This window comes from Mycobacterium sp. OAS707 (assembly GCF_014873705.1).
Taxonomy (GTDB): domain Bacteria; phylum Actinomycetota; class Actinomycetes; order Mycobacteriales; family Mycobacteriaceae; genus Mycobacterium.
In genome coordinates, this window is the sequence record NZ_JADBDS010000004.1 from 377,585 (window position 1) to 398,971 (window position 21,387).

Consider the following 21,387-nt stretch of genomic DNA (forward strand, 5'->3'; position numbering starts at 1 on the left):
AGATGAGGTCCGCGCGCACGTGACTGTGGAGTTGGCGCACCCTTCGACCGAACCACTCGCGTCGCGGTCGCCGACCACCCCCGCGCATCCGCGTTGGTGGTTCCTGTGGACCACACCGGGTCGCATCCTGACCATCGGCGTCGTCCTCTCGGCTCTCGTCATCGCCAGCGCGTTTGCCACGTCGACCACGATCAACGACCGCCAACAGGCGCTCACCACCGTCCTAAATCACACCGAGCCGCTGTCGTTCGCGGCCGGCCAGCTCTACACCACGCTGTCGGTGGCCGACGCCGCAGCGGCGACCGCGTTCATCGCCGGCTCTGAGCCGCGCGACGTCCGCCAGCGCTACGAGCAGGCCATCACCGATGCTTCGGTGGCGGTGGCGCGGGCCTCCAGCGGGCTGACCGACGAGCCGATGGTGCAACTGCTCGGCCGCGTCAACGCCCAACTGTCGGTGTACACCGGGCTGGTCGAAACCGCGCGGACCAACAACCGCGCCGGCAACCCGGTCGGTTCGTCGTATCTGTCCGAGGCGTCGTCGTTGATGCAGACCCAGATGCTTCCCGACGCGCAACGCCTGTACGAAGAGACCTCAGCGCGGGTGGATGCCGAAACGACCGCGTCGACAAAGATTCCCGGGCCGGTCATTCTCGTGGTGCTCGCGACGCTGCTGTTCGGCGCATTCTCGAATCGGTGGCTCGCCCGAAGAACGCGTCGGCGGGTGAACATCGGATTCGTCGCTGGCGGGCTTGCCGTGCTGATCATGCTGATATGGGTTGGCACCGCGCTCGTCATCTCGACGTCGGACAGCCGCAGCGCGAAAGATACTGCGGCGGAGTCCCTGAAGACCGTCACCAGCCTCGCGATCACTGCGCAGCAGGCGCGGGCCGACGAGACGCTGTCGTTGATCCGCCGCGGGGACGAAGACGTGCGCAAGCAGTCCTACTACCAACGGATCGACTCGATGCAGCAAGAGCTGTCGGACTATCTGTCCCGCGACGACGCCATCGACAAGACCGATCTCGCCGACGCCGAACAACTGCTCAAGCGGTGGCGGGCCGCCGACGACAGGATCAACGCCTACATCGCCGTCGGCAATTACCAGGCCGCCACACAGGTGGCGCTCGGCACCGGCGAGGACGACTCGACGCCGGCGTTCGACAAGCTCGACACCGCGCTCACCAAGGGCATCGAGGAAAGCCGCAACCAGTTGCGCAATGACATTCTCAATGCCCGCAGGGTGCTCTCGGGTGCGACGGTCGGCGCGGCAGCGCTGTCGGTCGCCGCGGCGTTGGCGGTGGCGCTGGGGTTGTGGCCGAGGCTAAGCGAGTATCGGTGATGAGGAAATTGTGCGTGCTCGCGGCCGTGGCGGTACTCAGCGGTTGCGCACAGGGGGCCGCGGTGATGCCGGCGCCAGGCGTCACGCTCGCACCGCCGACGCCGGCCGGCCTGCAGGAACTGCCGCCGGTCGCGGCGAAGGCACCGTCCGCGCAAGGAGACTGCAACCGTACAGCCAGCCTGCGCCCGTTCAACACCAAAGCCGAGGCCGACGCCGCCGTCGCCAACATCCGCAACCGCGGCAGACTCATCGTCGGCCTCGACATCGGCAGCAACCTGTTCTCCTTCCGCGATCCGATCACCGGTGAGATCACAGGCTTCGACGTCGACATCGCCGGCGAGATCGCGCGCGACATCTTCGGCAGCCCTTCGCAAGTCGAGTACCGCATCCTGTCGTCGGCCGACCGCATCGCCGCGCTGCAGAACAATCAGGTCGACGTGGTCGTCAAGACGATGACCATCACGTGTGAGCGCAAGAAGCAGGTCGGTTTCTCGACGGTGTATTTGAATGCCAACCAACGGATTCTGGCCGCGCGGGATTCGTCGATTTCGCAACCGTCGGACCTGTCGGGCAAGCGGGTGTGCGTCGCGAAGGGCACCACGTCCTTGGATCGCATACAACAGATCAGCCCGCCGCCGATCATCGTCGGCGTGGTGACGTGGGCCGACTGCCTGGTGGCGCTGCAGCAGCGGCAGGTCGACGCCGTCAGCACCGACGACTCGATCCTGGCCGGCCTGGTATCCCAGGATCCATACCTGCACATCGTCGGCCCGAGCCTGAACGAACAGCCCTACGGCATCGGCGTGAACCTGCAGAACCCCGGGCTGGTGCGGTTCGTCAACGGCACGCTGGAGCGGATCCGCCGCGACGGCACCTGGTACACGTTGTACCGCAAGTGGTTAACGGTCCTCGGTCCCGCACCGGCGCCGCCAGTCGCGAGGTATTCGGACTGATGGCCGAGGCGAAGGACTACGAAGAACGTCCGGGCACACCGTCGAACGAGCCGACAGTCGGGACCCAGCCGGCCACATTCGACGACCTCGGGATGGATTCCGGGTCGACGATTCGCCCGATGGCGACCCAGGCCATCTTCCGTCCACACCTCGACGACGACCTCGACAGCACGTCGGTCGGCACGGAAGACACCGAACCGCACGATCACCTGACGATGATGACGCGTGCGTTGTCACCGACGCGCCGCCTCGGCGGCGGCCTGGTGGAGATCCCGCGCGTACCCGCGAAGGATCCGCTCCAAGCACTGATGACGAATCCCGTTGTCGCCGAGTCGAAACGGTTCTGCTGGAACTGTGGCCGCCCGGTTGGCCGGTCGACGCCCGACGGCCACGCGCTGTCGGAGGGCTGGTGCCCCCACTGCGGCAGCGCGTATTCGTTCCTGCCTCAACTGAGCCCGGGCGACGAGGTGGCCGATCAGTATGTGATCAAGGGCTGCATTGCGCACGGTGGACTGGGCTGGGTGTATCTCGCCTACGACAAGAACGTCAACGATCGACCCGTCGTGCTCAAGGGCCTGGTGCACGCCGGTGACGCCGAGGCGCAGACCATCGCGATGGCCGAGCGCCAATTCCTCGCCGAGGTAACGCATCCCGGCATCGTGAAGATCTACAACTTCGTCGAGCACAACGACAAGCACGGCAACCCGGTCGGCTACATCGTGATGGAGTATGTCGGCGGGACATCGCTCAAGCAGGCCAAAGGCGACCGGCTGCCGGTGGCCGAAGCCATCGGTTTCATGATGGAAATCCTTCCCGCGCTTGGTTATCTGCATTCCATCGGGCTGGTCTACAACGACCTCAAGCCGGAAAACATCATGGTGACCGAGGATCAGCTGAAGCTGATCGACCTCGGCGCGGTGTCGACCATCAACTCGTTCGGATACCTCTACGGCACACCGGGTTTCCAGGCACCGGAGATCGTGCGGACGGGCCCTACCGTGCAGACCGACATCTACACCGTTGGCCGCACGCTGGCAGCCCTGACGCTGAACCTGCGTACCCGCAAGGGCCGCTACGTCGACGGCCTGCCCGAGGACGACCCGGTGCTGCGCGAGTACGACTCGTTCGGCCGGCTGCTGCACCGCGCCATCGACCCGGACCCGCGCCGCAGATTCGCCAGCGCCGAGGAGATGTCCGGACAGTTGCTCGGTGTGCTGCGCGAAGTGGTGGCACAAGACACCGGGGTACCGCGGCCGGGCCTGTCTACGGTGTTCTCACCGACGAGGTCGACATTCGGGGTCGATCTGCTGGTGTCGCACACCGACGTGTACCTCGACGGGCAGGTGCACTCCGAGAAGCTGACCGCGCAGGAGATCGTGAAAGCGTTTCCCGTGCCGTTGGTCGATCCGGCCGACGTGGGCGCGCCCGTGCTGTCGGCCAGCGTGTTGAGCCAGCCGGTGCAGACGCTAGACCAACTGCGCGCGGCAAGGCACGGGTCGCTCGACTCCGAGGGCATCGACCTGTCCGAGTCGGTGGAGCTGCCCCTGATGGAGGTCCGTGCACTGCTCGACCTCGGCGACGTGGCAAAGGCCACCCGCAAGCTCGACGACCTCGCGGGCCGGGTCGGCTGGCGGTGGCGGCTCGTCTGGTTCCGCGCGGTCGCCGAGATGCTGTCGGCCGACTATGAGTCGGCGACGAAGCATTTCACCGAGGTGCTGGACACCCTGCCCGGGGAGCTGGCGCCAAAGCTGGCGCTGGCCGCGACGGCCGAGCTGGCGGGTAACGCCGATGAGCGCAAGTTCTACAACACCGTGTGGAGCACCGACAACGGCGTGATCTCGGCCGGCTTCGGTCTGGCCCGTGCTCAGTCCGCGGAAGGCGATCGGGACGCGGCTGTGCGCACTCTGGACGAAGTACCCGCTACCTCAAGGCATTTCACGACCGCGCGGTTGACCAGTGCGGTGACGCTGCTGTCGGGCAGGTCGATGACTGAGGTGACAGAACAACACATCCGGGACGCGGCGCGCCGCGTGGAAGCGCTGCCCGACACCGAGCCTCGGGTGTTGCAGATCCGCGCGCTGGTGCTGGGCACCGCGATGGACTGGCTGGCCGACAACACCGCAAGCACCAACCACATCCTTGGCTTCCCGTTCACTGAACACGGCCTGCAGCTGGGCGTGGAGGCCTCGCTGCGCAGCCTGGCCCGGGTCGCACCGACGCAGGCGCACCGCTACGCACTGGTGGATCTGGCAAATAGTGTGCGGCCGACCAGCACTTTCTAGAAATATCAATGATCAGGCTGCGGATTTCGTAGTAGGCTCTGTACAGGTTGAGTTAACAGCCCACTGGTGGCGTCATAGGCACGTAGGGCTGAATCCCAAGTGCAACGGCTTTGAGACGTAGGGCCCAATTCCTGACGGCACCCCAGTACGAATATCGATTTTCGACTGAGGGAGGCCTCCTTTGCCTGCAATAGGTACCTGTCGTGTACTCCGCCCAGACCCGCAGTCCGTGGACCGCCCAGAAGAGCACCACCGAGCGACCTTCTCCGCGTCGCGACAGTCCGACAAGACGGTCGTCGTGACGGTCAGCGGCGAAGTCGACGCGGCCAACAGCCGTGCCCTTTCCGACTACGTCGAGCGCCAAATCGCGGGCTGCCCGCAGTTGGTGCTTGACCTGTCGGGGGTCGGCTTCTTCGGCACCGCCGGGTTCGCCACGCTGCACCACGTCAACGTGATCTGCGCCCAGTACCGCGCCTCGTGGGTGTTGGTCGTGGCACCAGAACTGCGACGTTTCCTCAAGATCTGCGACCCCGACGACATCCTGCCGCTCGCGGATTCAGTCCCGCACTAGCCGCAACGACCGTGGGAAGGGCGTTTCGCCCTAGCCCTGGTCGATCACCTCCACGCACGCCCGGGCGATCGCGAGCTCCTCGTTGGTGGGGATAACGAGGACCGCGGTGCGCGAGCTGTCGGCCGAGATGAGGCGGGCAGACTTCGACGGGCTGGCATTGAGATCGTCATCCAGCTCGATGCCCAGCCCCGCCATTCCCGAAAGCGCATCGCGCCGCACCGCCGCGTCGTTCTCGCCGACCCCCGCGGTGAACGCGATGGCGTGGGTGGTGCCGAGCAGCGCCAGATAAGCGCCGACGTACCTGCGCAGCCGATGGATATAGACGTCGTACGCCAATTGCGCTGCGCTGTCCCCGGATTCGATGCGCTGATGCAGCACCCGGAAGTCGATTTCGCCGCCGAGGCCACGCACTCCTGACTGCTTGTTGAGCATCGTCTCGATGTCGTCGACGCTCATGCCCGCAGCGCGCCACAGGTACATGATCACGCCGGGGTCGATGTCGCCGGACCTGGTGCCCATCACCAACCCCTCCATCGGCGTGAGGCCCATCGAGGTGTCCACGGGCCGGCCGCCGACGATCGCCGAAGCCGACGCGCCGTTGCCCAGGTGCAGCACGATCTGGTTCATCTCTGCCAGTGGCACCTGGAGAAACGCCGCCGCTTGTTCGCTCACGTACTGGTGCGAAGTGCCGTGAAACCCGTAGCGCCGGATGTGCCACCGCTCGGCGATGTCCCGATCGATGGCATACGTCGCCGCCGCAGGCGGCAGGTCGTGGAAGAACGCCGTATCGAATACGGCGACGTGCGGCAGGTCCGGTAGCGACTTGCGAGCCACCTGAATGCCAAGAACCGCGGGCGGATTGTGCAGCGGCGCAAGCGAAGACAGCTTTTCTAGCTTGCCGATCAACCCATCGTCGACGACCGTCGGCCGGTACAGGTCCTGGCCGCCGTGCACCACCCGATGCCCCACCGCGACCAGTCCGTCCAAATGGTGGGCCAACTCGTCGAACACGATCCGCATCGCCGCCGAGTGGTCGGCGACGTCCGAATCACCGATGCGCTCGACGATCCCTTCGGCGATCTCTGCGGTCGAATCCGCGTCGACCACTGCATATTTCAGTGACGATGAGCCCGAGTTGAGCACCAGGACGGTTCGCGACATCACGTGCCCTGCGCCTGGATAGCGGTGATCGCGACGGTGTTGACGATGTCCTCGACCAGCGCGCCGCGGGACAGGTCGTTGACGGGTTTGTTCAGCCCCTGCAACACCGGGCCGATCGCGATCGCGCCCGCGCTGCGCTGCACCGCCTTGTAGGTGTTGTTGCCGGTGTTGAGGTCCGGGAAGATCAGCACGGTCGCCCGGCCCGCCACCTTCGAGTCGGGCATCTTTGTCTTGGCCACCGAGGGTTCCACGGCGGCGTCGTACTGGATCGGCCCCTCGACAAGCAGATCGGGCTGCCGTTTGCGCACCAGTTCGGTTGCGGTTCTTACCTTGTCGACGTCGGCGCCGGTGCCGCTGGTGCCTGTCGAATAGGACAGCATCGCCACCCGGGGGTCGATGCCGAACTGCGCGGCGGTGCGTGCCGAGGAGATCGCGATGTCCGCCAGTTGCTCAGACGTCGGGTCGGGCACGATCGCACAGTCACCGTAGGCCAGCACCCGGTCGGCCAGACACATCAGGAAGATGCTCGACACCGTCGACACGTCGGGCAGCGTCTTGATGATCTCGAACGCGGGCCGCACCGTGTGCGCCGTGGTGTGGGTGGCGCCCGACACCATGCCGTCGACCATGTCGTTGTGCACCAGCATGGTGCCGAAATACGAGACGTCGTGGATGATTTCGCGGGCCTGCTCGACGGTGACGCCCTTGTGCTTGCGCAGCTCGGCATACTGCTCGGCGAATTTGTCGCAGAGTTCGCTGGTGCGCGGATTGAGCACCGCCGCCGGTGACAGGTCAACACCGAGTTCGGCGGCACGAGCGCGGATCTGCTGCTCCTCGCCGAGGATCGTCAGGTCGGCAACGCCACGCTGAAGCAGTCGCCCGGCTGCCTTGAGGATGCGATCATCCTCACCTTCGGGCAGCACTATTCGTTTGCGGTCCGACCGCGCGCGGTCTTGCAGCTGATAGGTGAACATCTGCGGCGTGACCACCGAAGGAATCGGGATCGACAACTGCGCCAACAACTCCGCGGTGTCGACGTGGGCGTCCATCAACGCGATCGCGGTGTCTATCTTGCGTTGCGAGCCGACGGTCACCCGCCCCCGCGCAGACGCCACCCGGCTGGCCGTTTCGAACGTGCCGAACCGTGTCGTGACGATCGGCAGCCGCAGCCCGAGACCCGACACCAGCGACGCGATCGAAGGGTGCAACTCGAGTCCACCGTTGAGGATCACACACGACAACGACGGAAATCCTTCGGCCGCATGGGCACTGGCGACAGCGAGGACAACGTCGGAACGGTCACCCGGCGTGATGACCGCGACGCCCTCGGTCAGTCGCTCCACCACGTGCTCGGCGGTCATGCCCGCTACCAAGACGTCCATCACTTCACGCGTGAGCAGAGCCGGGTCACCACGTAGCAGCGAGCCCTCGACAGCTTCGCCGAGTTCGGCCACCGACGGAGCGACCAGAAGCGGCTCCTCGGGCAGCACATAGGTCTTGGGTCCGAAACGTTTCAGCGCGTCGGCGATCGCAGACAGCTGAGACGGGTCACAACGGTTGGCCACCACGGCCGCGGTGTGCGCATGCTGTGCGGTGATCTCGTCGAGGCAGACATCCACGACCTCTGCGACCTGCGCTGGTGTTCGGCCGCTGGCTTTCACCGCCAATACGACCGGTGCACCGAGGTTGGCCGCGATACGCGCGTTCATCGACAGCTCGCTGGGGGTGGCGACATCGGTGTAGTCGCTGCCGACGATCAGAACCGCGTCACACCGGTCCGCGACGTGGTGGTAGCGGTCGACGATGTCGGCGAGCGCCGCATCGGGATCCTCATGCAGCCGTTGGTAGCTGACGCCGACGCACTCGTCGTAGGACAGGCCCGCGGTGGTGTGCGCCAGCAGCAGATCCAGGATGTAGTCGCGGTCTTCGCCAAGACGCGTGATCGGACGGAAGACGCCGACCTTCGCGACCGTGGCCGCCAACCGGTGCAGGATGCCGAGCGCGATCGTCGACTTGCCGGTATCCCCCTCTGGCGAGGCCACGTAAATCGCGGATGAGCGCTCGCGCGAAGACCATGAGCCGGTGGTTGGCACGGCTGAAACGTATCAGCCGAGTCGGCGCAGCCGCGGCTCCAAATCCTTCTGAAAGAGCTCGAGGAACCGGCGCTGATCGTGGCCCGGCGCGTGGAACACCAGGTGGTTCAGGCCCCAGTCGACGTAATCCTTGACCTTGGCGACGGCCTCGTCGGGATCGGACGCGACGATCCAGCGCTTGGCGACCTGCTCGATGGGCAGCGCGTCGGCAGCCTTCTCCATCTCGATCGGGTCGTCGATGGAGTGCTTCTGCTCCGCGGTCAGCGACAGCGGCGCCCAGAACCGGGTGTTCTCCAGCGCCAGTTCAGGATCGGTGTCATAGGAGATCTTGATCTCGATCATCCGGTCGACGTCGTCGGGGTCCTTGCCCGCCGCCTCGGCGCCCTCGCGCATGGCAGGGATCAGCTTGTCCTTGTACAGCTCCTCGCCCTTGCCCGACGTGCAGATGAACCCGTCGCCCGCCCGGCCGGCGTACTTGGCCACCTGCGGGCCACCCGCGGCGATGTAGATCGGGATGCCGCCCTCGGGCACGTCGTAGATCGAGGCGCCCTTGGTCTTGTAATACTCGCCGTCGAAGTCGACGCGGTCGCCCAACCACAGTTCACGCATAAGCCGAACCGACTCGCGCAGCCGAGCGTAGCGCTCCTTGAACTCCGGCCACTCGCCCTCGTATCCGGTGGCGATCTCGTTGAGCGCCTCACCGGTGCCCACGCCAAGAAAGATCCGGTCCGGGTACAGGCAGCCCATGGTGGCGAATGCCTGCGCGATCACCGCCGGGTTGTAGCGGAAAGTCGGCGTCAGCACCGACGTGCCGAGCACCAGCCGCTTGGTTCGCTCGCCGACGGCCGTCATCCAGGCCAGCGAGAACGGCGCGTGCCCGCCCTCGTGGCGCCACGGCTGGAAGTGATCGCTGACGGTCGCGCTGTCCATGCCATGCTCTTCGGCCGCAACGGCCAGCTCGACGAGTTCTCGCGGGGCGAACTGCTCCGCCGACGCCTTGTATCCGAGTTTCAGTTCAGCCACGGGTCCATTTCTACTCTCCTGCCTAGACTCGCGGCATGGCAGCAGCTCTGACGGCCGTCACCGACCACGTGCACTTCGCCGAGACGGACCTGGTCAATTGGACGCTGGTGGCCGACGAGAACGGCGTCATGCTGATCGACGCCGGATTTCCCGGCCACCGCGACGATGTGCTCGATTCCCTGCGACAACTCGGCTTCGGCGTCGAGGACCTCCGCGCGATCCTGCTGACACACGCGCACATCGACCATTTCGGCACCGCCATTTGGTTCGCGAAAACGCATGGCACACCGGTGTTCTGCCACGCAACCGAGGTCGGACACTCCAAGCGGGAGTACCTCGAACAGGCCGGGCCCGCCGATATCATCCCGCACCTGTGGCAACCGCGGTTCCTGAAGTGGACGCTGGCGATTTCGCGCAAGGGTGGCATGGTGCGCGACGGGATTCCGAGCACTCAGGCGTTGACGGAGGACGTCGCGGCGGGGCTGCCGGGTAAGCCGATGGCCATTCCGACCCCCGGACACACGGGCGGGCATTGCTCGTTTGTGGTCGACGGTGTGCTTGTCGCCGGGGACGCGTTGGTCACCGGCCATCCGCTGCTGACGGGCGTCGGGCCGCAACTGCTGCCGAGAATGTTCAACCATGACCAGGACGGTTGCGTGCGCAGCCTCGGCGCGCTCGGCATGCTCGACACCGACGTGCTGCTGCCGGGGCACGGCCCGGTATGGCGAGGTTCGATCCTCGACGCAGTCGAGAAAGCAGCTCCGCAGACCCGTTAGGATTCGGCGGATTCCGCCCTATTTGCGCAGGTGAGTCGGTATTGTTCGGAGTGGCAATACGTCGAAGATCGTAAACCTGGGGGGGTTAATGCCCGACGCATCCGATGACCAACCGCCACGCCCCGACAGCGTCCCTGAGTTCTTTGAACGAGAAGCGCGCGAGGCGCTTCAGTGGGCCAACTCGAAATGGCATACCGACCGCGACGCGACAGGTGACCGGCACCCAGAAGTCGCACCCGAAGTGGCCGAGACCGAGCCGCAGCACCCAGAAGTCGCGCCCGAAATCAGCGAGACCGAGCCGCAACACCCCGAGATCGCACCCGAAATCAGCGAGACCCAACCACAACACCCCGAGATCGCACCCGAAATCAGCGAGACCCAACCACAACACCCCGAGATCGCACCCGAAATCAGCGAGACCGAGCCCCAACATCCAGAGATCGCTCCAGAAGTCATCGACCCGGGCGCTCCGGAGATCGCTCCCGAAATCAGCGAGACCGAGCACCCCGAAGTTGCGCCCGAGATCAGCGAAACCGAATATCCCGAAGTCGCGCCCGAGATAAGCGAAACCGAGTATCCGGAGGTAGCGCCGGAAGTCGCGGAGACCGGGTACCCGGAGGTCGCTCCCGACTCGGGGCCGGATCCGTTCATCGATCCGCACTAGTGTCTGACGAGGACCGCCAGCAGCTGCTGAAGTTGTTGCGCACCAAGGGTATTCTGCACCGGACGGCCACACAGCCCGTCCTCAGCCGAGACGGTACCCCAGCGCGCTGGATGCTGGACTCGCTCAATGTGACGCTGACTCCAGAAGGCGCGAGCTTGGCGGCCCGATGTCTGCTGGCCGAACTCGAGTCGTTCGAAGGTCGCCAGCTCGCCACCTACGGGCTCACCGGAATTCCGCTGATGCAAAGCTGCCTGGTACTCGGCGACGGTCGTTACCTCGGTGCGCTGATTCGCAAGGAGCCCAAGAAGCACGGGTCCTTGAAGGTCATCGAAGGCGAACTGGATCCGGCTGAGCCGGTGGTCATCGTCGACGACTCGGTCAGTTCCGGGCTTTCGATGTGGAATTGCGCAAATACTCTCGAACAAGCGGGTTTTCATGTCGAGGGCGGCGTCACTCTCGTCCGCTTCCGCTACCTGCAAGGCACCGCACTGTTGATACGCCGCGGCCTGCGGATGGCGACGGTCTTCGACATCGACGCCGATTTCATCCGCCAGATGGACGGCGAGCCACCTCGACTCGCCAACCCGACCAAGATGTTCGGTCCATTGACGGCTACCGGCGTGCCCGCAGCGGAGGGACTGCATCCGGCGGCGCTGGCGCGCGCGGTCATCGCCGAATATCTCCGTTCCGGCCGAGTGCTTGACGGTCCTGCCAGCCTCGACGACTACTATGACGCGGCCGGTGGCTGCTGGGTGAGCCTTCGCCGCCGAACCGCGATCAACCGTCGTCCCGCGCGCGACGGCTTCTGGCATTTCCCAGGTGAGGCCGGCAACGGGGCGCCCCGCGACGTGGTGTTGGCAGCCGTGCGCACCGCCAGGCAACTCCAAGCGAAACATGATGACGCGCAGGAGGTTCTGGACGAGTGCGCTATCGCGGTGACATTCTTCACCGCACTCGAGCAGTGCACGGTCGGTGAACTCGACAACGAGCGCTACGGCATCGTGGTGCGCAGCGCTGACCGCGACGCGACCATGGGTGGGGCGCTGCCCCGGATGCCGGGTATCGCCAACGAGTGGCAACAGTTCTGGCATGCTGCACGTCGCAATGCCAAACTCGAGCCGCTCGAGCCGTACCGGCTGTACCGGCACGACGTCCGCAAGGCGGTCGAGCCCGGCGTCACATGGCAGCCGACCGGAGCCCCGGACTCTCCCCGCACGGCGTGGCCTGAGCACGCGGCCCGGGTGCTTGCCCGCGGCGCGCGTCTACACATCGTCGATACCGCTGCACCATCGGAATCCGTTGAGCTGCCTGATCACATCATCGGGCTGTTCGTGACCGTCTATGCCGACGGCAAGATCGTCGGGTGCACCGGCAGTTACAGCGGTGACCTCGCGGCGAAGGTGCCCGCCCTGGCTGAAGCAGCTCTTCACGACAGCCGCTTCGGCGAACCTTCTCCCGATGCCGAGATTGCGGTGGGCGTCTCGCTGCTGGCCAATGCCGTCGAGATCGGAGCGGCTTCGCCGGATTGGGTGACGCATCCGATTCGCTTCGGGGAGCAGGCGCTTCGCGTCCGCCAGGGCACGCGCGACGGTTTTCTGCTACCCGGCGTCGCCATGATGCGAAGCTGGACGCGCCGACAGTACGTCGACGAGGTCATCGACAAGGCGGGCATCACCCGGGCGCCCTATCACTGGACGCGGTATGACTGCGCGACGTGGATCGCCGACCGCGACGGTGAGCGCCCGATCGTTGATGGGCTGCCCGCAGTGCGGGACCCAGAACCCGGCACAGCCAACCGGTTGCGTGAACTGCTGACGGAATACACCCTGCGCGTTCACACGTCGACAGAACCGCCGGTGAACCGCTACCAGGTGTTCGCCGACCGGCTTCGGACCGGTGTGCTTCCCGCGAGGCTCGCCTACGGCGCGTGGGTGAAGGCGCGGGCCGGACTGGCCACCCAGTGCGCCGAGGATCTGGACCGGCTCACCGCCACTGGTGGTTCGTCGGAGGTCGAAGACCATCCCCCTTCCATCGCTACGGCGGCCTTTACCGTTCTGGCGCAGCTGCATTCGGGTATCCATGTCGGCGACAACACCATCGACATGCTGTGGTCGGCCATCGACATCCACGGCAGGATAACGACCCATCGCGACGGCGGGCACGACCGCGACCAGGATTACGCGCCAGGGCAAGTGCTGATGGCGTTGGCCGCAGCCGCTCAGCGGGAGATGACCGACATCCGCGAACCCGACCTGCGGCGGGCGTTCAGGTATTACCGGATGAGGTTCCGTCAGAACCACTCGTGGGGCGCGGTCACCTGGTTGACGCAGGCCTTTTCGTGGTGGGCCGTCGCATTGGACGACCCCTCGACGCTCTCGGACGCATACGAGATCGCCGACTGGGCTCTCGGGTTCCAGTCGGTGCGCTCCGGGGCGTTCCTCAACGACCACCAGGCCGATACTCCCGGCGCCACCACCGCCTTGTATCTGGAGGCTGTGGCCGCAGTGCGCGCCGCCGCTCACCATTTCGGCCACAGCGATCGCGAAACCCGTTATGCCGCTGCCCTGTCCGCCGGCATCGGCTTTCTCGGCCGGCTGGTGTATCTGGATGCTCACCGCGCTGTTCTGCCCAATCCCGGCTGGGCGCGGGGCGGCATCCGAATGTCGCTGACTTCCAGCGACATTCGCACCGACTATGTGCACCACGCCCTGTCGGCGGTGCTCGGCAGTCTGGACACCGAACCATACGGGTGGTCTCGATGAAACCGATGGCACTGATCAGCGCGCCCACGTTGGCGGCGCGGTTTCCCTCGTTCCAGTTGGCCTTGCTCAAACCGCTGATCGAGCGGGCAGGTTTCGAAGTCGAACCGATGTCGTTGTTCCTTCGCTTCGGCGAGTTCGCGGGCTGGGGTTTGAACGAAGCGCTCTCCGAGGTGTCCGGCTGCATGGCCGGCGAGTGGATCTGGTCGAAGGCCGCGTTCGGTCAGTCCCTCGATGTGGACGGATATCTCGACGAGTTCGGCCCCGATCTTGCGGCGATCGCCGGGCGGGCGGGCGCCGACGTCGGCGACATCGTCGCTCTGCATCAGACGAAGGCCGAGGAGTTCGTCGAACACATCGTGTCCGACATCGATTGGACCCGTTACGGGGCGGTTGGTTTCAGCGTGGTATTCCAGCAGATGCTCGCATCCCTCGCGCTGGCCAAAGCCATCAAGCGGCGACATCCCGACATCCCGATCATCTTCGGCGGCGCGACTTTCGAAGACGACATCGCCGGTGAAATCCTCCTCAACAATCCGCAGGTGGACTACATCCACTGCGGCGATGCGGATCAGTCCCTCCCCGAGGTGATCGGGCGGATCTACTCTCGTGCCGGGATGCATGGCGTGGCGGGCATGATGTGGCGCCAGCACGACACGGTCCAATACGAGGGCCGCGCACCGAATTTCACCGCGCTGGACGGCAATCCCATTCCCAACTTCGACGAGTACTTTCACGCCAGGCGCAGCACGGGTTACGAACGCTCCCCCGGCCGCAAGAAGGTCATGCTGCCGATCGAGACGGCGCGCGGTTGCTGGTACGGGATGAAGAACCACTGCACGTTCTGCGGACTCAACCGGGCAGGCATGGAGTTCAGGAGCATGAAACCCGAAGGGGTGCTGCGACTGCTCAAGGCGTTGTCGTCGCGATACGGCGTACGCGACTTCAACGCGATCGACAACATCATGGCGCCCGCATACATCTCGCGGCTTTTCGGTCGGCTCGCCGACGCGCACAGTGACGTGCGCCTGCACTACGAGATCCGGCCGAAGCTGTCCCGAGCGCAGTTGCGCGACCTGCGGCGCGGCGGCCTGTTCTCGGTGCAGCCGGGTATCGAAAGCTTCAGCACCAACGTGCTGACCGCGATGCACAAGAACGTCACGGGCGTCGGCAATCTCGAATTGCTCAAGTGGACGACCTACTACCGAATGAACAACCTGTACAACATCCTTTACGGATTTCCCGGCGAGACCGTCGACGACTACCGCACCCAAGCCGACATTCTGCGCAAGATCCCGCATCTTCAACCGCCGTACGCGATCGCCAGAGCCCGGCCCGACCGCGGCTCGCCGATGTTCGACCAACCCGAGCAGCACGAGGTGTACGGGCTGCGGCCCGCGCGCTGCTATCGCCACATCTATCCGCCGGAATACGACCTGAGTCGAGTGGCGTACTTCTTCGAACACGACACCGACCGCGGACTCGCCCCCGAGTCATACGCCGAATGCCACAAGCTGGTAGCGGACTGGAAGCGCCGGTGGCGGCGCACGCCCAAGCCGTACCTGCGCATGGTGAAGACGTGGGAGTCGCTGACCATTCACGACGGTCGCAGCGACGCCTATCGGCGGTACCGCTTCGACGACGCCGAAGCCGCCATCTACGAAGCCTGCACCGACGCCCGAACCTCCGAGGAACTGCTTCAGGCGCTCGATTGCAGCGCTGAAATGCTGGACGCCGGGCTACGCCGGTTTCTCGACCTCGACCTGATGGTTCGCCTGGACGGCAGATACCTGGCCCTTGCTCTGCCCGACAATCGCCATTACTGAGCCGAGCGCCTCAGGTGAGCACCTCGTAGCCGAGCAGGAAGATCGCGGTCAAGCACAGTCCGCAGCCGATGACGATCGTCGGCATCAGGATCATGCTGTCGAGTTCGTCGTCGTCGAGCACATCGCCTTCAAAGCGCCCGAACAGCACCCGCGCCACCCCGGTCCTGCGGAAGGTGTGCACCAGACCGCGCACGGCTTTGGTGTCGCGTCTGCGGCCGATGAACGTGCGCGACGCGAAGCCGAAAACAAACGTCAGTGCGGCGGCGCCAAGAAGCAGCCAGCCCACCGTCGCCTGAGAAATCGACACATGCACCCCCGGTGTCCACGACACCACGGGCCAGCCTATAGGCCCAGGTGATCCCGCAGGGTATGCCCGTTGTACTCGGCTCGGAAACTGCCGCGCTCCTGCAGCAGGGGCACGACGCGGTCGACGAAGTCGTCGAGTCCGTGCGGAGTCAGGTGGGGCACCAGGATGAAGCCGTCGCACGCGTCGGACTGCACATGCAGATCGATCTCGTCGGCCACCTGCGTCGGTGTGCCCACGAACTGCTGCCTGCTGGTGACGGCAATGACCAGTTCGCGGATGGACAGGTTGTCGGCCTCTGCGCGTTCCCGCCATGCCGCGGCAATGGCCTTCGGGTCGCCGTGGCGGACCCTGCCCTGCGTGACGGTCGGGTCGTCGGCCGGTTCGACGTCCGGTAACGGGCCATCGGGGTCGTACGCGGACAGGTCCCGCTGCCACACCTGCTCGAGCATGGCAATCGCCGTCTGCGGGCCCACTTGCTGTTGGCGGATGTGGCGCGCCTTCTCGACAGCCTCATCCGCGGTGTCGCCGAGTACGAATGTCGCCGCCGGAAAGACCTTGAGCTGGTTCGGATCTCGACCATATGATGCGGCGCGGGACTTGACGTCGGCATAGTATTGCTGGCCGGCTTCGAGCGACGAATGCAGCGTGAACGCCGCATCGGCGTATTTGGCCAGGAACGCCCGGCCATCGCCGCTGTCACCGGCCTGCAGCAGCACGGGATGGCCCTGCGGAGCGCGCGGCAGCGTACTGACACCGCGGACATCGAACTGCGGTCCGCGGTGTTCGACGACGCGAATCCGGCTGGGCTCGACATAGACTCCGTTCTCCCGGTCCGCGAGCACAGCATCGGGTGCCCAGCTGTCCCAGAACTCGCGGGCGACGGTGACGAACTCCTCGGCCCGCTTGTAGCGCTCGGAGTGGTCGAGGAATCCGCCGCGCCGGAAGTTCTCTCCGGTGAAGGCGTCCGACGAGGTGACCATGTTCCAACCAGCGCGTCCGTCGGAGAGATGGTCCAGAGTCGCGAATTGCCTTGCCACCTCGAACGGTTCGTTGAAGGTCGTATTGATGGTCCCCGTCAGCCCGAGGTAGTCGGTGACGGCGGCCAGCGCCGCGAGCACCGTGAAAGTGTCAGGCCTGCCGACGACGTCCAAATCGTGAATTCGCCCGCGGTGCTCACGTAGTCGCAGCCCCTCGGCGAGGAAGAAGAAGTCGAACAGTCCCCGCTCAGCGGTCCGCGCCATATGGACGAACGAGTCGAATTCGATTTGGCTGCCGGAGTCGGGGTCCGACCACACGGTGGTGTTGTTGACGCCGGGGAAATGCGCAGCCAGGTGAATTTGCTTGCGGTCTTTGCCTTCTCGAATGGCCATGGTTCAGATTCCCCAGCGCTTGGCGATCAGTTCGTGTGAGCGCAGCCGGTCAGCGTGACGGTGCGTGACGGAGGTGACGACGACCTCGTCTGCGGCTGTGACGCGCTGCAGGGTCTCGAGCTTGTCGGCGACCTCGTCGGGATCACCGACGAATTGGGTTGCGGTGCGGTCTTTTACGAGTGCCAGCTGCTCATCGGTCAGCGGCTTGACATGGTCGGGATTGGGATACGGTGCGGCGCCGTCGCCCCCGCGGATCGAGTACACCCAGTGGCCGTAGCTGGAGGCGAGATATTGTGCTGTCGCGGTGTCGTCGGCCACCACTATGTCGGCCGACACCACGACGTACGGTTCGGCGAGCGCATCGGACGGCTGGAAGTGCGCACGATAGACGTCGATCGCGTCGAGCGCGGTGGCCGGGGTGATGTGATAGCTCGCGACGAAGGGCAGGCCGCGGGCCGCAGCCACCCGTGCACTTTGGCCCTTGCTGCTGCCGAACACCCACGGGGTGAGGCCCGCGTGCTCGCCGGGCGTCGCATGTGCGTCGACGCCGTCGATCTCGTAGCTGCCGTCGAGCATCGCCAGGATGTCGTTGACCTGGTCGGCGAAGTCCGGCGAGACGGCCTCGGGTTGTTGCAGCACCGACATCTTGGCCCGCAGCCTCGGATTGCGCATCAGGATGGTCATGTCGAACGGCGGCGGGACGATCACGCCGCCGACGTCGAGCCATTCGGTTCGCGGCGGCTTCTTCGGCTTCTGCTCGCCCTCCTTGATCGCTTCGCGGCGCCGTTGACCGGACCGGCCGACGCCGAGGTCGATGCGGCCGGGGTGAAACGCCTCCAGCATGGCGAAGCTCTCGACGACAGCGACGGCGGTGGTCTGCCCGAGCTGGACCGCGGCCGCACCGACACGAATCCTGTTGGTGGCGACGGCGATCTGGCCGATCAGCACCGCGGGCTGTGAGCTGGCGACCGCGACGAAGTGGTGTTCGGCGATCCAGTAGCGCTTGTAGCCCCACTGCTCGGCGTGCTGGGCCAGGTCGACGGTGTTGCGCAGCGCGGTGGCCGCGTCGCAGCCTTCGCTGATCGGCGCGAGGTCGAGGATGGACAGCGGGACACTCATCGCGACCTCGCATAGCGATTTTCAGCGACCGGCAGTCCGAGCCTGGCCCGCAGTGTCTCGCCGTCGGTGTAGGCGGCGCGGAAGCGGCCCGCCCGTTGCAATAGCGGCACCACCTCGTCGACGATGATCGGTAGGTCGGTGGCGTTGACCGCGGGCCGCAGCCTGATGCCATCGACACCGGATCGTTGCCAGTGCAGCATCAGGTCGACGAGTTCGGTTGGCGTGCCGTCGAACACCAAGGCGTCGGAGCGGGCATCCGCCGTCCCGTCGAACGTGACGTAGAGATCGGCATACACCTTGAGGCCTGCGACCTCGGTCAGAATTGCTTGCAGCGAGTCGTCGTCCTTCGGCGTGATGAAGACGAGATCGGTACTGCGCGAGGCGAACTCGTAGATGGGTGTCGCGTGGGCGAGCGCCGACACCACGGGCTGTCCCTGCGGCGGGCGCGGGGTGATCGACGGGCCCTTGACCGAGAAGTACTTGCCGGCGAAGTCGATGTAGTGCAGCTTGTCGCGGTCGACGAACCGTCCGGTGGCGACGTCGCGGATGATGGCGTCGTCCTCCCAGCTGTCCCAGAGTCGACGGGCCACCTCGACGGCGTCGGAGGCCTCGTCGAACAGGTCGACGCCTTCGATGTCGCGCCGCCCGAAGAGTTCGGCCTCGTGCGCGGTGCCGCTGACCCGCACCTGCCAGCCGGCCCTGCCATGGGAGACAAAGTCAAGGGTGGCAATGGCTTTCGAGACGTGGAAGGGCTCGGTGTGGGTGACGGTGGCCACGGGGATGAGGCCGATGTGCTTGGTTGCCGGCGCGACCCTGGCTGCGACGAGCACGGCGTCGGGGCGGCCGGCAAGCCAACGCGGTTCGATGTCGGGACGCCGCCGACGTTGGGCAGTGAGCGCGTCGTCGAACGTGACGAAGTCGAGCAGCCCGCGTTCGGCCGTCGTGGCCAGGCCCGCCCAGTAGCGGCCGCTGGTCACGGGCGGAAGGTCCGGCGTGTGCCGCCATGCTTCGGGATGCCAGCCGTAGCCGTCGAGGGCGACCGCGAGGTGTAGCTGCTCGGTCATGTCAATGCCTTCACAAATGCGATCGGAAAAACGTCGCCCTCCGCGGGCAGCGGCTCGGTCAGTCGCGTGTATCCGGCGGACAGGTACAGCGCCTCGGCCTCCGGCTGTCGATCGCCCGTCGTCAGATAGACGCGGTGATAGCCGCGGGCGACGATCTCGGCCTCGAGCTCGGCCAGCAGTTTCTTGGCATGGCCCTGGCGGCGGTAGCGGCTGTCGGTCCAGATGCGCTTCAACTCGGCGGTGTCAGGGTCGAACCGGCAGAAAGCGCCGCCGGTGACGGGGGCGTCGCCGAGCAGCCCGATGAGCAGGCCGCCGCCGGGCGCGGCGAACTCGTCGGCCGGGTAACCCCGCAGCCATTTCGACACATCTTCTTCCGCCACGGCGTAGCGGCTGGCGTACTCGACCGTCAGCTCAGCCAGCAGTGGCTCGGCCAGCGGGTCGTCCTGGCCGACCGCGACGAAGCGCAGCTGATTGACGGGTACGGACATCACTTAACTGTCTAACGCGACGCGCCGGGACGCATTCCAGAAGGGCTGATTCGCTCAGACTGATTCCAAATACCCGCAGCGGTGCGACCATTTGCTGATGATGTGGCGCGTGGCGGTCATCCTGCTGCTCGCGGCGTGGCCGCTCTACTACCTCGGATCCGGCGCGTATGACTGGTATCGCTATGAAACCGGGACGCCGACGACCGCGACAGGCATCCACTGCCACGTCCAACGTGCTTCGACGGGCCGCCACTCCGGACTTTCTCGGGCGATGCGACCACGGGCGTGCACCGGCAACTGGAGCGTGGACGGGCAGTCCCAGACGGGCGGGATCGAGGGACGACACGGCGGTTACCCCATGTTTGCGACGGCAGAGGTGCGGGTCCACGGCGACAAGGCCTACACGGCCGACGGGGCGCTCTGGCGTTTGGCCGCGGGAGCCATCGCGGCAGCCATAATCGCGTCGTTCATGCTGTTTATTCGGTGGATCGGCGCTCGACAACGGTCCCGCGACAGCTCTCTTCCAAGACAAACTTGACACGTGTAAAGTTTGGCCGCATGGACAACATCCATGGCAAGACCATCGCGATCACCGGCGCCGCCCGCGGCATCGGCTACGCCACCGCCAAGGCGCTGCTGGCCCGCGGTGCCAGGGTGGTCATCGGCGACCGTGACGTTGCGTTGCAGGAGTCGGCGGTCGCCGACCTGACCAAGCTGGGCCCGGTGTCGGGCTATCCGCTGGACGTGACCGACCGGGAGTCCTTCGCGACGTTCCTGGACAAGGCACGCACCGACGGCGGTGGCCACATCGACGTGTTGATCAACAACGCAGGGGTGATGCCGATCGGGCCGTTCCTAGAACAGTCCGAGCAGGCGATCCGCTCCTCGATCGAGGTCAACCTGTACGGGGTGCTGACCGGTTGTCAGTTGGCGCTGCCGGACATGGTCGCGCGCCGCCGCGGCCACATCATCAACATCGCATCGCTGTCCGGACTCATCCCGGTGCCGGGTCAGGTGGTCTATGTGGGCGCGAAGTTCGGCGTGGTCGGGCTTTCGGCCGCGTTGGCCGACGAGATGGCGCCGCACGGTGTGGAGGTGTCGGTGGTGATGCCGCCGTTCACGAAAACCGAGCTCATCTCCGGTACCAAGAGCAGCGGCGCGATCAAGCCGGTCGAGCCTGAAGACATCGCCGCGGCGGTGATCAAGACGCTGGAGAAGCCGAAGACGCACGTGTCGGTGCCGCCTGCGCTGCGGTTCACCGCGCAGGCGTGCCAGATGCTTGGTCCGCGCGGAAGGCGTTGGCTCAACAAACGTTTGGGTCTGGACAGCGTGTTCCTGGAGTTCGACCACGCGGCGCGGCAGAACTACGAGCAGCGCGCCCAGGCCGCGCAGGGTGTGGTCGAGGGCTCGGACAAGGGATAGTCGCATTGCCCGGCTCTGAGCGACTTTGTCGCTACGGCTGTTGATCTGTGGCGTCGTCGAGGTCGAGCCCGAGCATCGCGGCCAGGCAGCCGTGATCCGCGCAGTCGTGTTCGGCATTCGTATTGGCAGTCATTTGAATTCTCCTGTTGGCGTGGTCGTTTGGGTGCCAA

At 65.7% G+C, this 21,387-nt stretch carries 18 protein-coding genes; 10 read left to right on the forward strand and 8 right to left on the reverse strand.

Features of this window, described 5'->3' with window-relative positions; genetic code table 11:
- The first annotated feature begins 19 nt into the window (after nucleotides 1-19).
- The 4 genes from glnX to GGC64_RS26960 all read left to right on the forward strand — a co-directional run bounded on the left by glnX (nucleotide 20) and on the right by GGC64_RS26960 (nucleotide 5,145).
- Nucleotides 20-1,339: a protein kinase G-activating protein GlnX gene (gene glnX, locus GGC64_RS26945; protein ID WP_192725641.1), complete on the forward strand. Its 1,320-nt coding sequence runs from the start codon at nucleotides 20-22 to the stop codon at nucleotides 1,337-1,339.
- Nucleotides 1,339-2,292: a glutamate ABC transporter substrate-binding protein gene (locus tag GGC64_RS26950; protein ID WP_192725947.1), complete on the forward strand. Its 954-nt coding sequence runs from the start codon at nucleotides 1,339-1,341 to the stop codon at nucleotides 2,290-2,292. Before glnX ends, GGC64_RS26950 begins: the two co-directional genes overlap by 1 nt.
- The gene (locus GGC64_RS26955) at nucleotides 2,292-4,574 is read left to right on the forward strand and encodes a serine/threonine-protein kinase PknG (RefSeq protein ID WP_192725642.1); all 2,283 of its coding nucleotides are present in this window, start codon (nucleotides 2,292-2,294) and stop codon (nucleotides 4,572-4,574) included. Before GGC64_RS26950 ends, GGC64_RS26955 begins: the two co-directional genes overlap by 1 nt.
- Before the next feature lie 229 nt (nucleotides 4,575-4,803).
- Complete coding sequence (locus GGC64_RS26960; protein WP_370582351.1) at nucleotides 4,804-5,145, forward strand: STAS domain-containing protein; 342 nt, start codon at nucleotides 4,804-4,806, stop codon at nucleotides 5,143-5,145.
- Between the two features lie 30 nt (nucleotides 5,146-5,175).
- Here the strand turns inward: GGC64_RS26960 and GGC64_RS26965 are convergent, their stop codons facing one another.
- From GGC64_RS26965 to fgd, 3 genes are read right to left on the reverse strand one after another with little or no spacing between them, the layout of a single operon-like run.
- Nucleotides 5,176-6,306: an acetate kinase gene (locus GGC64_RS26965; protein WP_192725644.1), complete on the reverse strand. Its 1,131-nt coding sequence runs from the start codon at nucleotides 6,304-6,306 to the stop codon at nucleotides 5,176-5,178.
- The gene (pta, locus tag GGC64_RS26970) at nucleotides 6,306-8,399 is read right to left on the reverse strand and encodes a phosphate acetyltransferase (protein WP_192725645.1); all 2,094 of its coding nucleotides are present in this window, start codon (nucleotides 8,397-8,399) and stop codon (nucleotides 6,306-6,308) included. The genes GGC64_RS26965 and pta overlap by 1 nt, the downstream gene beginning before the upstream one ends.
- 12 nt (nucleotides 8,400-8,411) lie before the next feature.
- Nucleotides 8,412-9,422: a glucose-6-phosphate dehydrogenase (coenzyme-F420) gene (gene fgd, locus GGC64_RS26975; RefSeq protein ID WP_192725646.1), complete on the reverse strand. Its 1,011-nt coding sequence runs from the start codon at nucleotides 9,420-9,422 to the stop codon at nucleotides 8,412-8,414.
- A 35-nt stretch (nucleotides 9,423-9,457) separates the two neighbouring features.
- On the opposite strand from fgd, the gene GGC64_RS26980 reads away from it, so the two are divergent.
- The 4 genes from GGC64_RS26980 (at nucleotide 9,458) to GGC64_RS26995 (ending at nucleotide 15,447) form a co-directional block, all read left to right on the forward strand.
- A complete protein-coding gene (locus GGC64_RS26980; RefSeq protein ID WP_192725647.1) occupies nucleotides 9,458-10,198 on the forward strand; it encodes an MBL fold metallo-hydrolase in 741 nt (246 codons plus the stop codon).
- Between the two features lie 88 nt (nucleotides 10,199-10,286).
- The gene (locus tag GGC64_RS26985) at nucleotides 10,287-10,862 is read left to right on the forward strand and encodes a hypothetical protein (RefSeq protein ID WP_192725648.1); all 576 of its coding nucleotides are present in this window, start codon (nucleotides 10,287-10,289) and stop codon (nucleotides 10,860-10,862) included.
- Complete coding sequence (locus GGC64_RS35350; protein WP_192725649.1) at nucleotides 10,862-13,624, forward strand: AMMECR1 domain-containing protein; 2,763 nt, start codon at nucleotides 10,862-10,864, stop codon at nucleotides 13,622-13,624. Before GGC64_RS26985 ends, GGC64_RS35350 begins: the two co-directional genes overlap by 1 nt.
- Nucleotides 13,621-15,447 (forward strand): RiPP maturation radical SAM C-methyltransferase, encoded by a 1,827-nt coding sequence (locus GGC64_RS26995; protein ID WP_192725650.1) that lies wholly within the window; start codon nucleotides 13,621-13,623, stop codon nucleotides 15,445-15,447. Before GGC64_RS35350 ends, GGC64_RS26995 begins: the two co-directional genes overlap by 4 nt.
- 10 nt (nucleotides 15,448-15,457) lie before the next feature.
- On the opposite strand, the gene GGC64_RS27000 is transcribed toward GGC64_RS26995, so the two are convergent.
- From GGC64_RS27000 to GGC64_RS27020, 5 genes are read right to left on the reverse strand one after another with little or no spacing between them, the layout of a single operon-like run.
- Complete coding sequence (locus tag GGC64_RS27000) at nucleotides 15,458-15,748, reverse strand: hypothetical protein (protein ID WP_370582378.1); 291 nt, start codon at nucleotides 15,746-15,748, stop codon at nucleotides 15,458-15,460.
- Between the two features lie 41 nt (nucleotides 15,749-15,789).
- Nucleotides 15,790-17,124: an NtaA/DmoA family FMN-dependent monooxygenase gene (locus GGC64_RS27005; protein ID WP_192725651.1), complete on the reverse strand. Its 1,335-nt coding sequence runs from the start codon at nucleotides 17,122-17,124 to the stop codon at nucleotides 15,790-15,792.
- A gap of 3 nt (nucleotides 17,125-17,127) precedes the next feature.
- On the reverse strand, nucleotides 17,128-18,243 hold the full coding sequence (locus GGC64_RS27010) for an LLM class flavin-dependent oxidoreductase (RefSeq protein WP_192725652.1): 1,116 nt from the start codon (nucleotides 18,241-18,243) through the stop codon (nucleotides 17,128-17,130).
- Nucleotides 18,240-19,307: an LLM class flavin-dependent oxidoreductase gene (locus tag GGC64_RS27015; RefSeq protein ID WP_192725653.1), complete on the reverse strand. Its 1,068-nt coding sequence runs from the start codon at nucleotides 19,305-19,307 to the stop codon at nucleotides 18,240-18,242. Before GGC64_RS27015 ends, GGC64_RS27010 begins: the two co-directional genes overlap by 4 nt.
- Nucleotides 19,304-19,795 carry a GNAT family N-acetyltransferase gene (locus tag GGC64_RS27020; RefSeq protein ID WP_192725654.1) on the reverse strand — a complete coding sequence of 164 codons (492 nt, stop codon included), beginning with the start codon at nucleotides 19,793-19,795 and terminating at the stop codon, nucleotides 19,304-19,306. The genes GGC64_RS27015 and GGC64_RS27020 overlap by 4 nt, the downstream gene beginning before the upstream one ends.
- A 97-nt stretch (nucleotides 19,796-19,892) precedes the next feature.
- Here GGC64_RS27020 and GGC64_RS27025 point away from each other — a divergent pair, with 97 nt between their 5' ends.
- Nucleotides 19,893-20,333: a hypothetical protein gene (locus tag GGC64_RS27025; RefSeq protein WP_192725655.1), complete on the forward strand. Its 441-nt coding sequence runs from the start codon at nucleotides 19,893-19,895 to the stop codon at nucleotides 20,331-20,333.
- A 20-nt stretch (nucleotides 20,334-20,353) separates the two neighbouring features.
- Complete coding sequence (locus GGC64_RS27030; RefSeq protein WP_192725656.1) at nucleotides 20,354-21,217, forward strand: SDR family oxidoreductase; 864 nt, start codon at nucleotides 20,354-20,356, stop codon at nucleotides 21,215-21,217.
- The last annotated feature ends 170 nt before the right edge of the window (nucleotides 21,218-21,387 follow it).

Bases quoted from the DNA above. Each gene is read 5' to 3' on its own strand.
- GGC64_RS26950 (WP_192725947.1), top strand. From the start codon at position 1,339: ATGAGGAAATTGTGCGTGCTCGCGGCCGTGGCGGTACTCAGCGGTTGC.
- GGC64_RS26955 (WP_192725642.1), top strand. From the start codon at position 2,292: ATGGCCGAGGCGAAGGACTACGAAGAACGTCCGGGCACACCGTCGAAC.
- GGC64_RS26965 (WP_192725644.1), bottom strand. From the start codon at position 6,306: ATGTCGCGAACCGTCCTGGTGCTCAACTCGGGCTCATCGTCACTGAAA.
- GGC64_RS26980 (WP_192725647.1), top strand. From the start codon at position 9,458: ATGGCAGCAGCTCTGACGGCCGTCACCGACCACGTGCACTTCGCCGAG.
- GGC64_RS26985 (WP_192725648.1), top strand. From the start codon at position 10,287: ATGCCCGACGCATCCGATGACCAACCGCCACGCCCCGACAGCGTCCCT.
- GGC64_RS26995 (WP_192725650.1), top strand. From the start codon at position 13,621: ATGAAACCGATGGCACTGATCAGCGCGCCCACGTTGGCGGCGCGGTTT.
- GGC64_RS27005 (WP_192725651.1), bottom strand. From the start codon at position 17,124: ATGGCCATTCGAGAAGGCAAAGACCGCAAGCAAATTCACCTGGCTGCG.
- GGC64_RS27010 (WP_192725652.1), bottom strand. From the start codon at position 18,243: ATGAGTGTCCCGCTGTCCATCCTCGACCTCGCGCCGATCAGCGAAGGC.
- GGC64_RS27015 (WP_192725653.1), bottom strand. From the start codon at position 19,307: ATGACCGAGCAGCTACACCTCGCGGTCGCCCTCGACGGCTACGGCTGG.
- GGC64_RS27020 (WP_192725654.1), bottom strand. From the start codon at position 19,795: ATGTCCGTACCCGTCAATCAGCTGCGCTTCGTCGCGGTCGGCCAGGAC.
- GGC64_RS27025 (WP_192725655.1), top strand. From the start codon at position 19,893: ATGATGTGGCGCGTGGCGGTCATCCTGCTGCTCGCGGCGTGGCCGCTC.
- GGC64_RS27030 (WP_192725656.1), top strand. From the start codon at position 20,354: ATGGACAACATCCATGGCAAGACCATCGCGATCACCGGCGCCGCCCGC.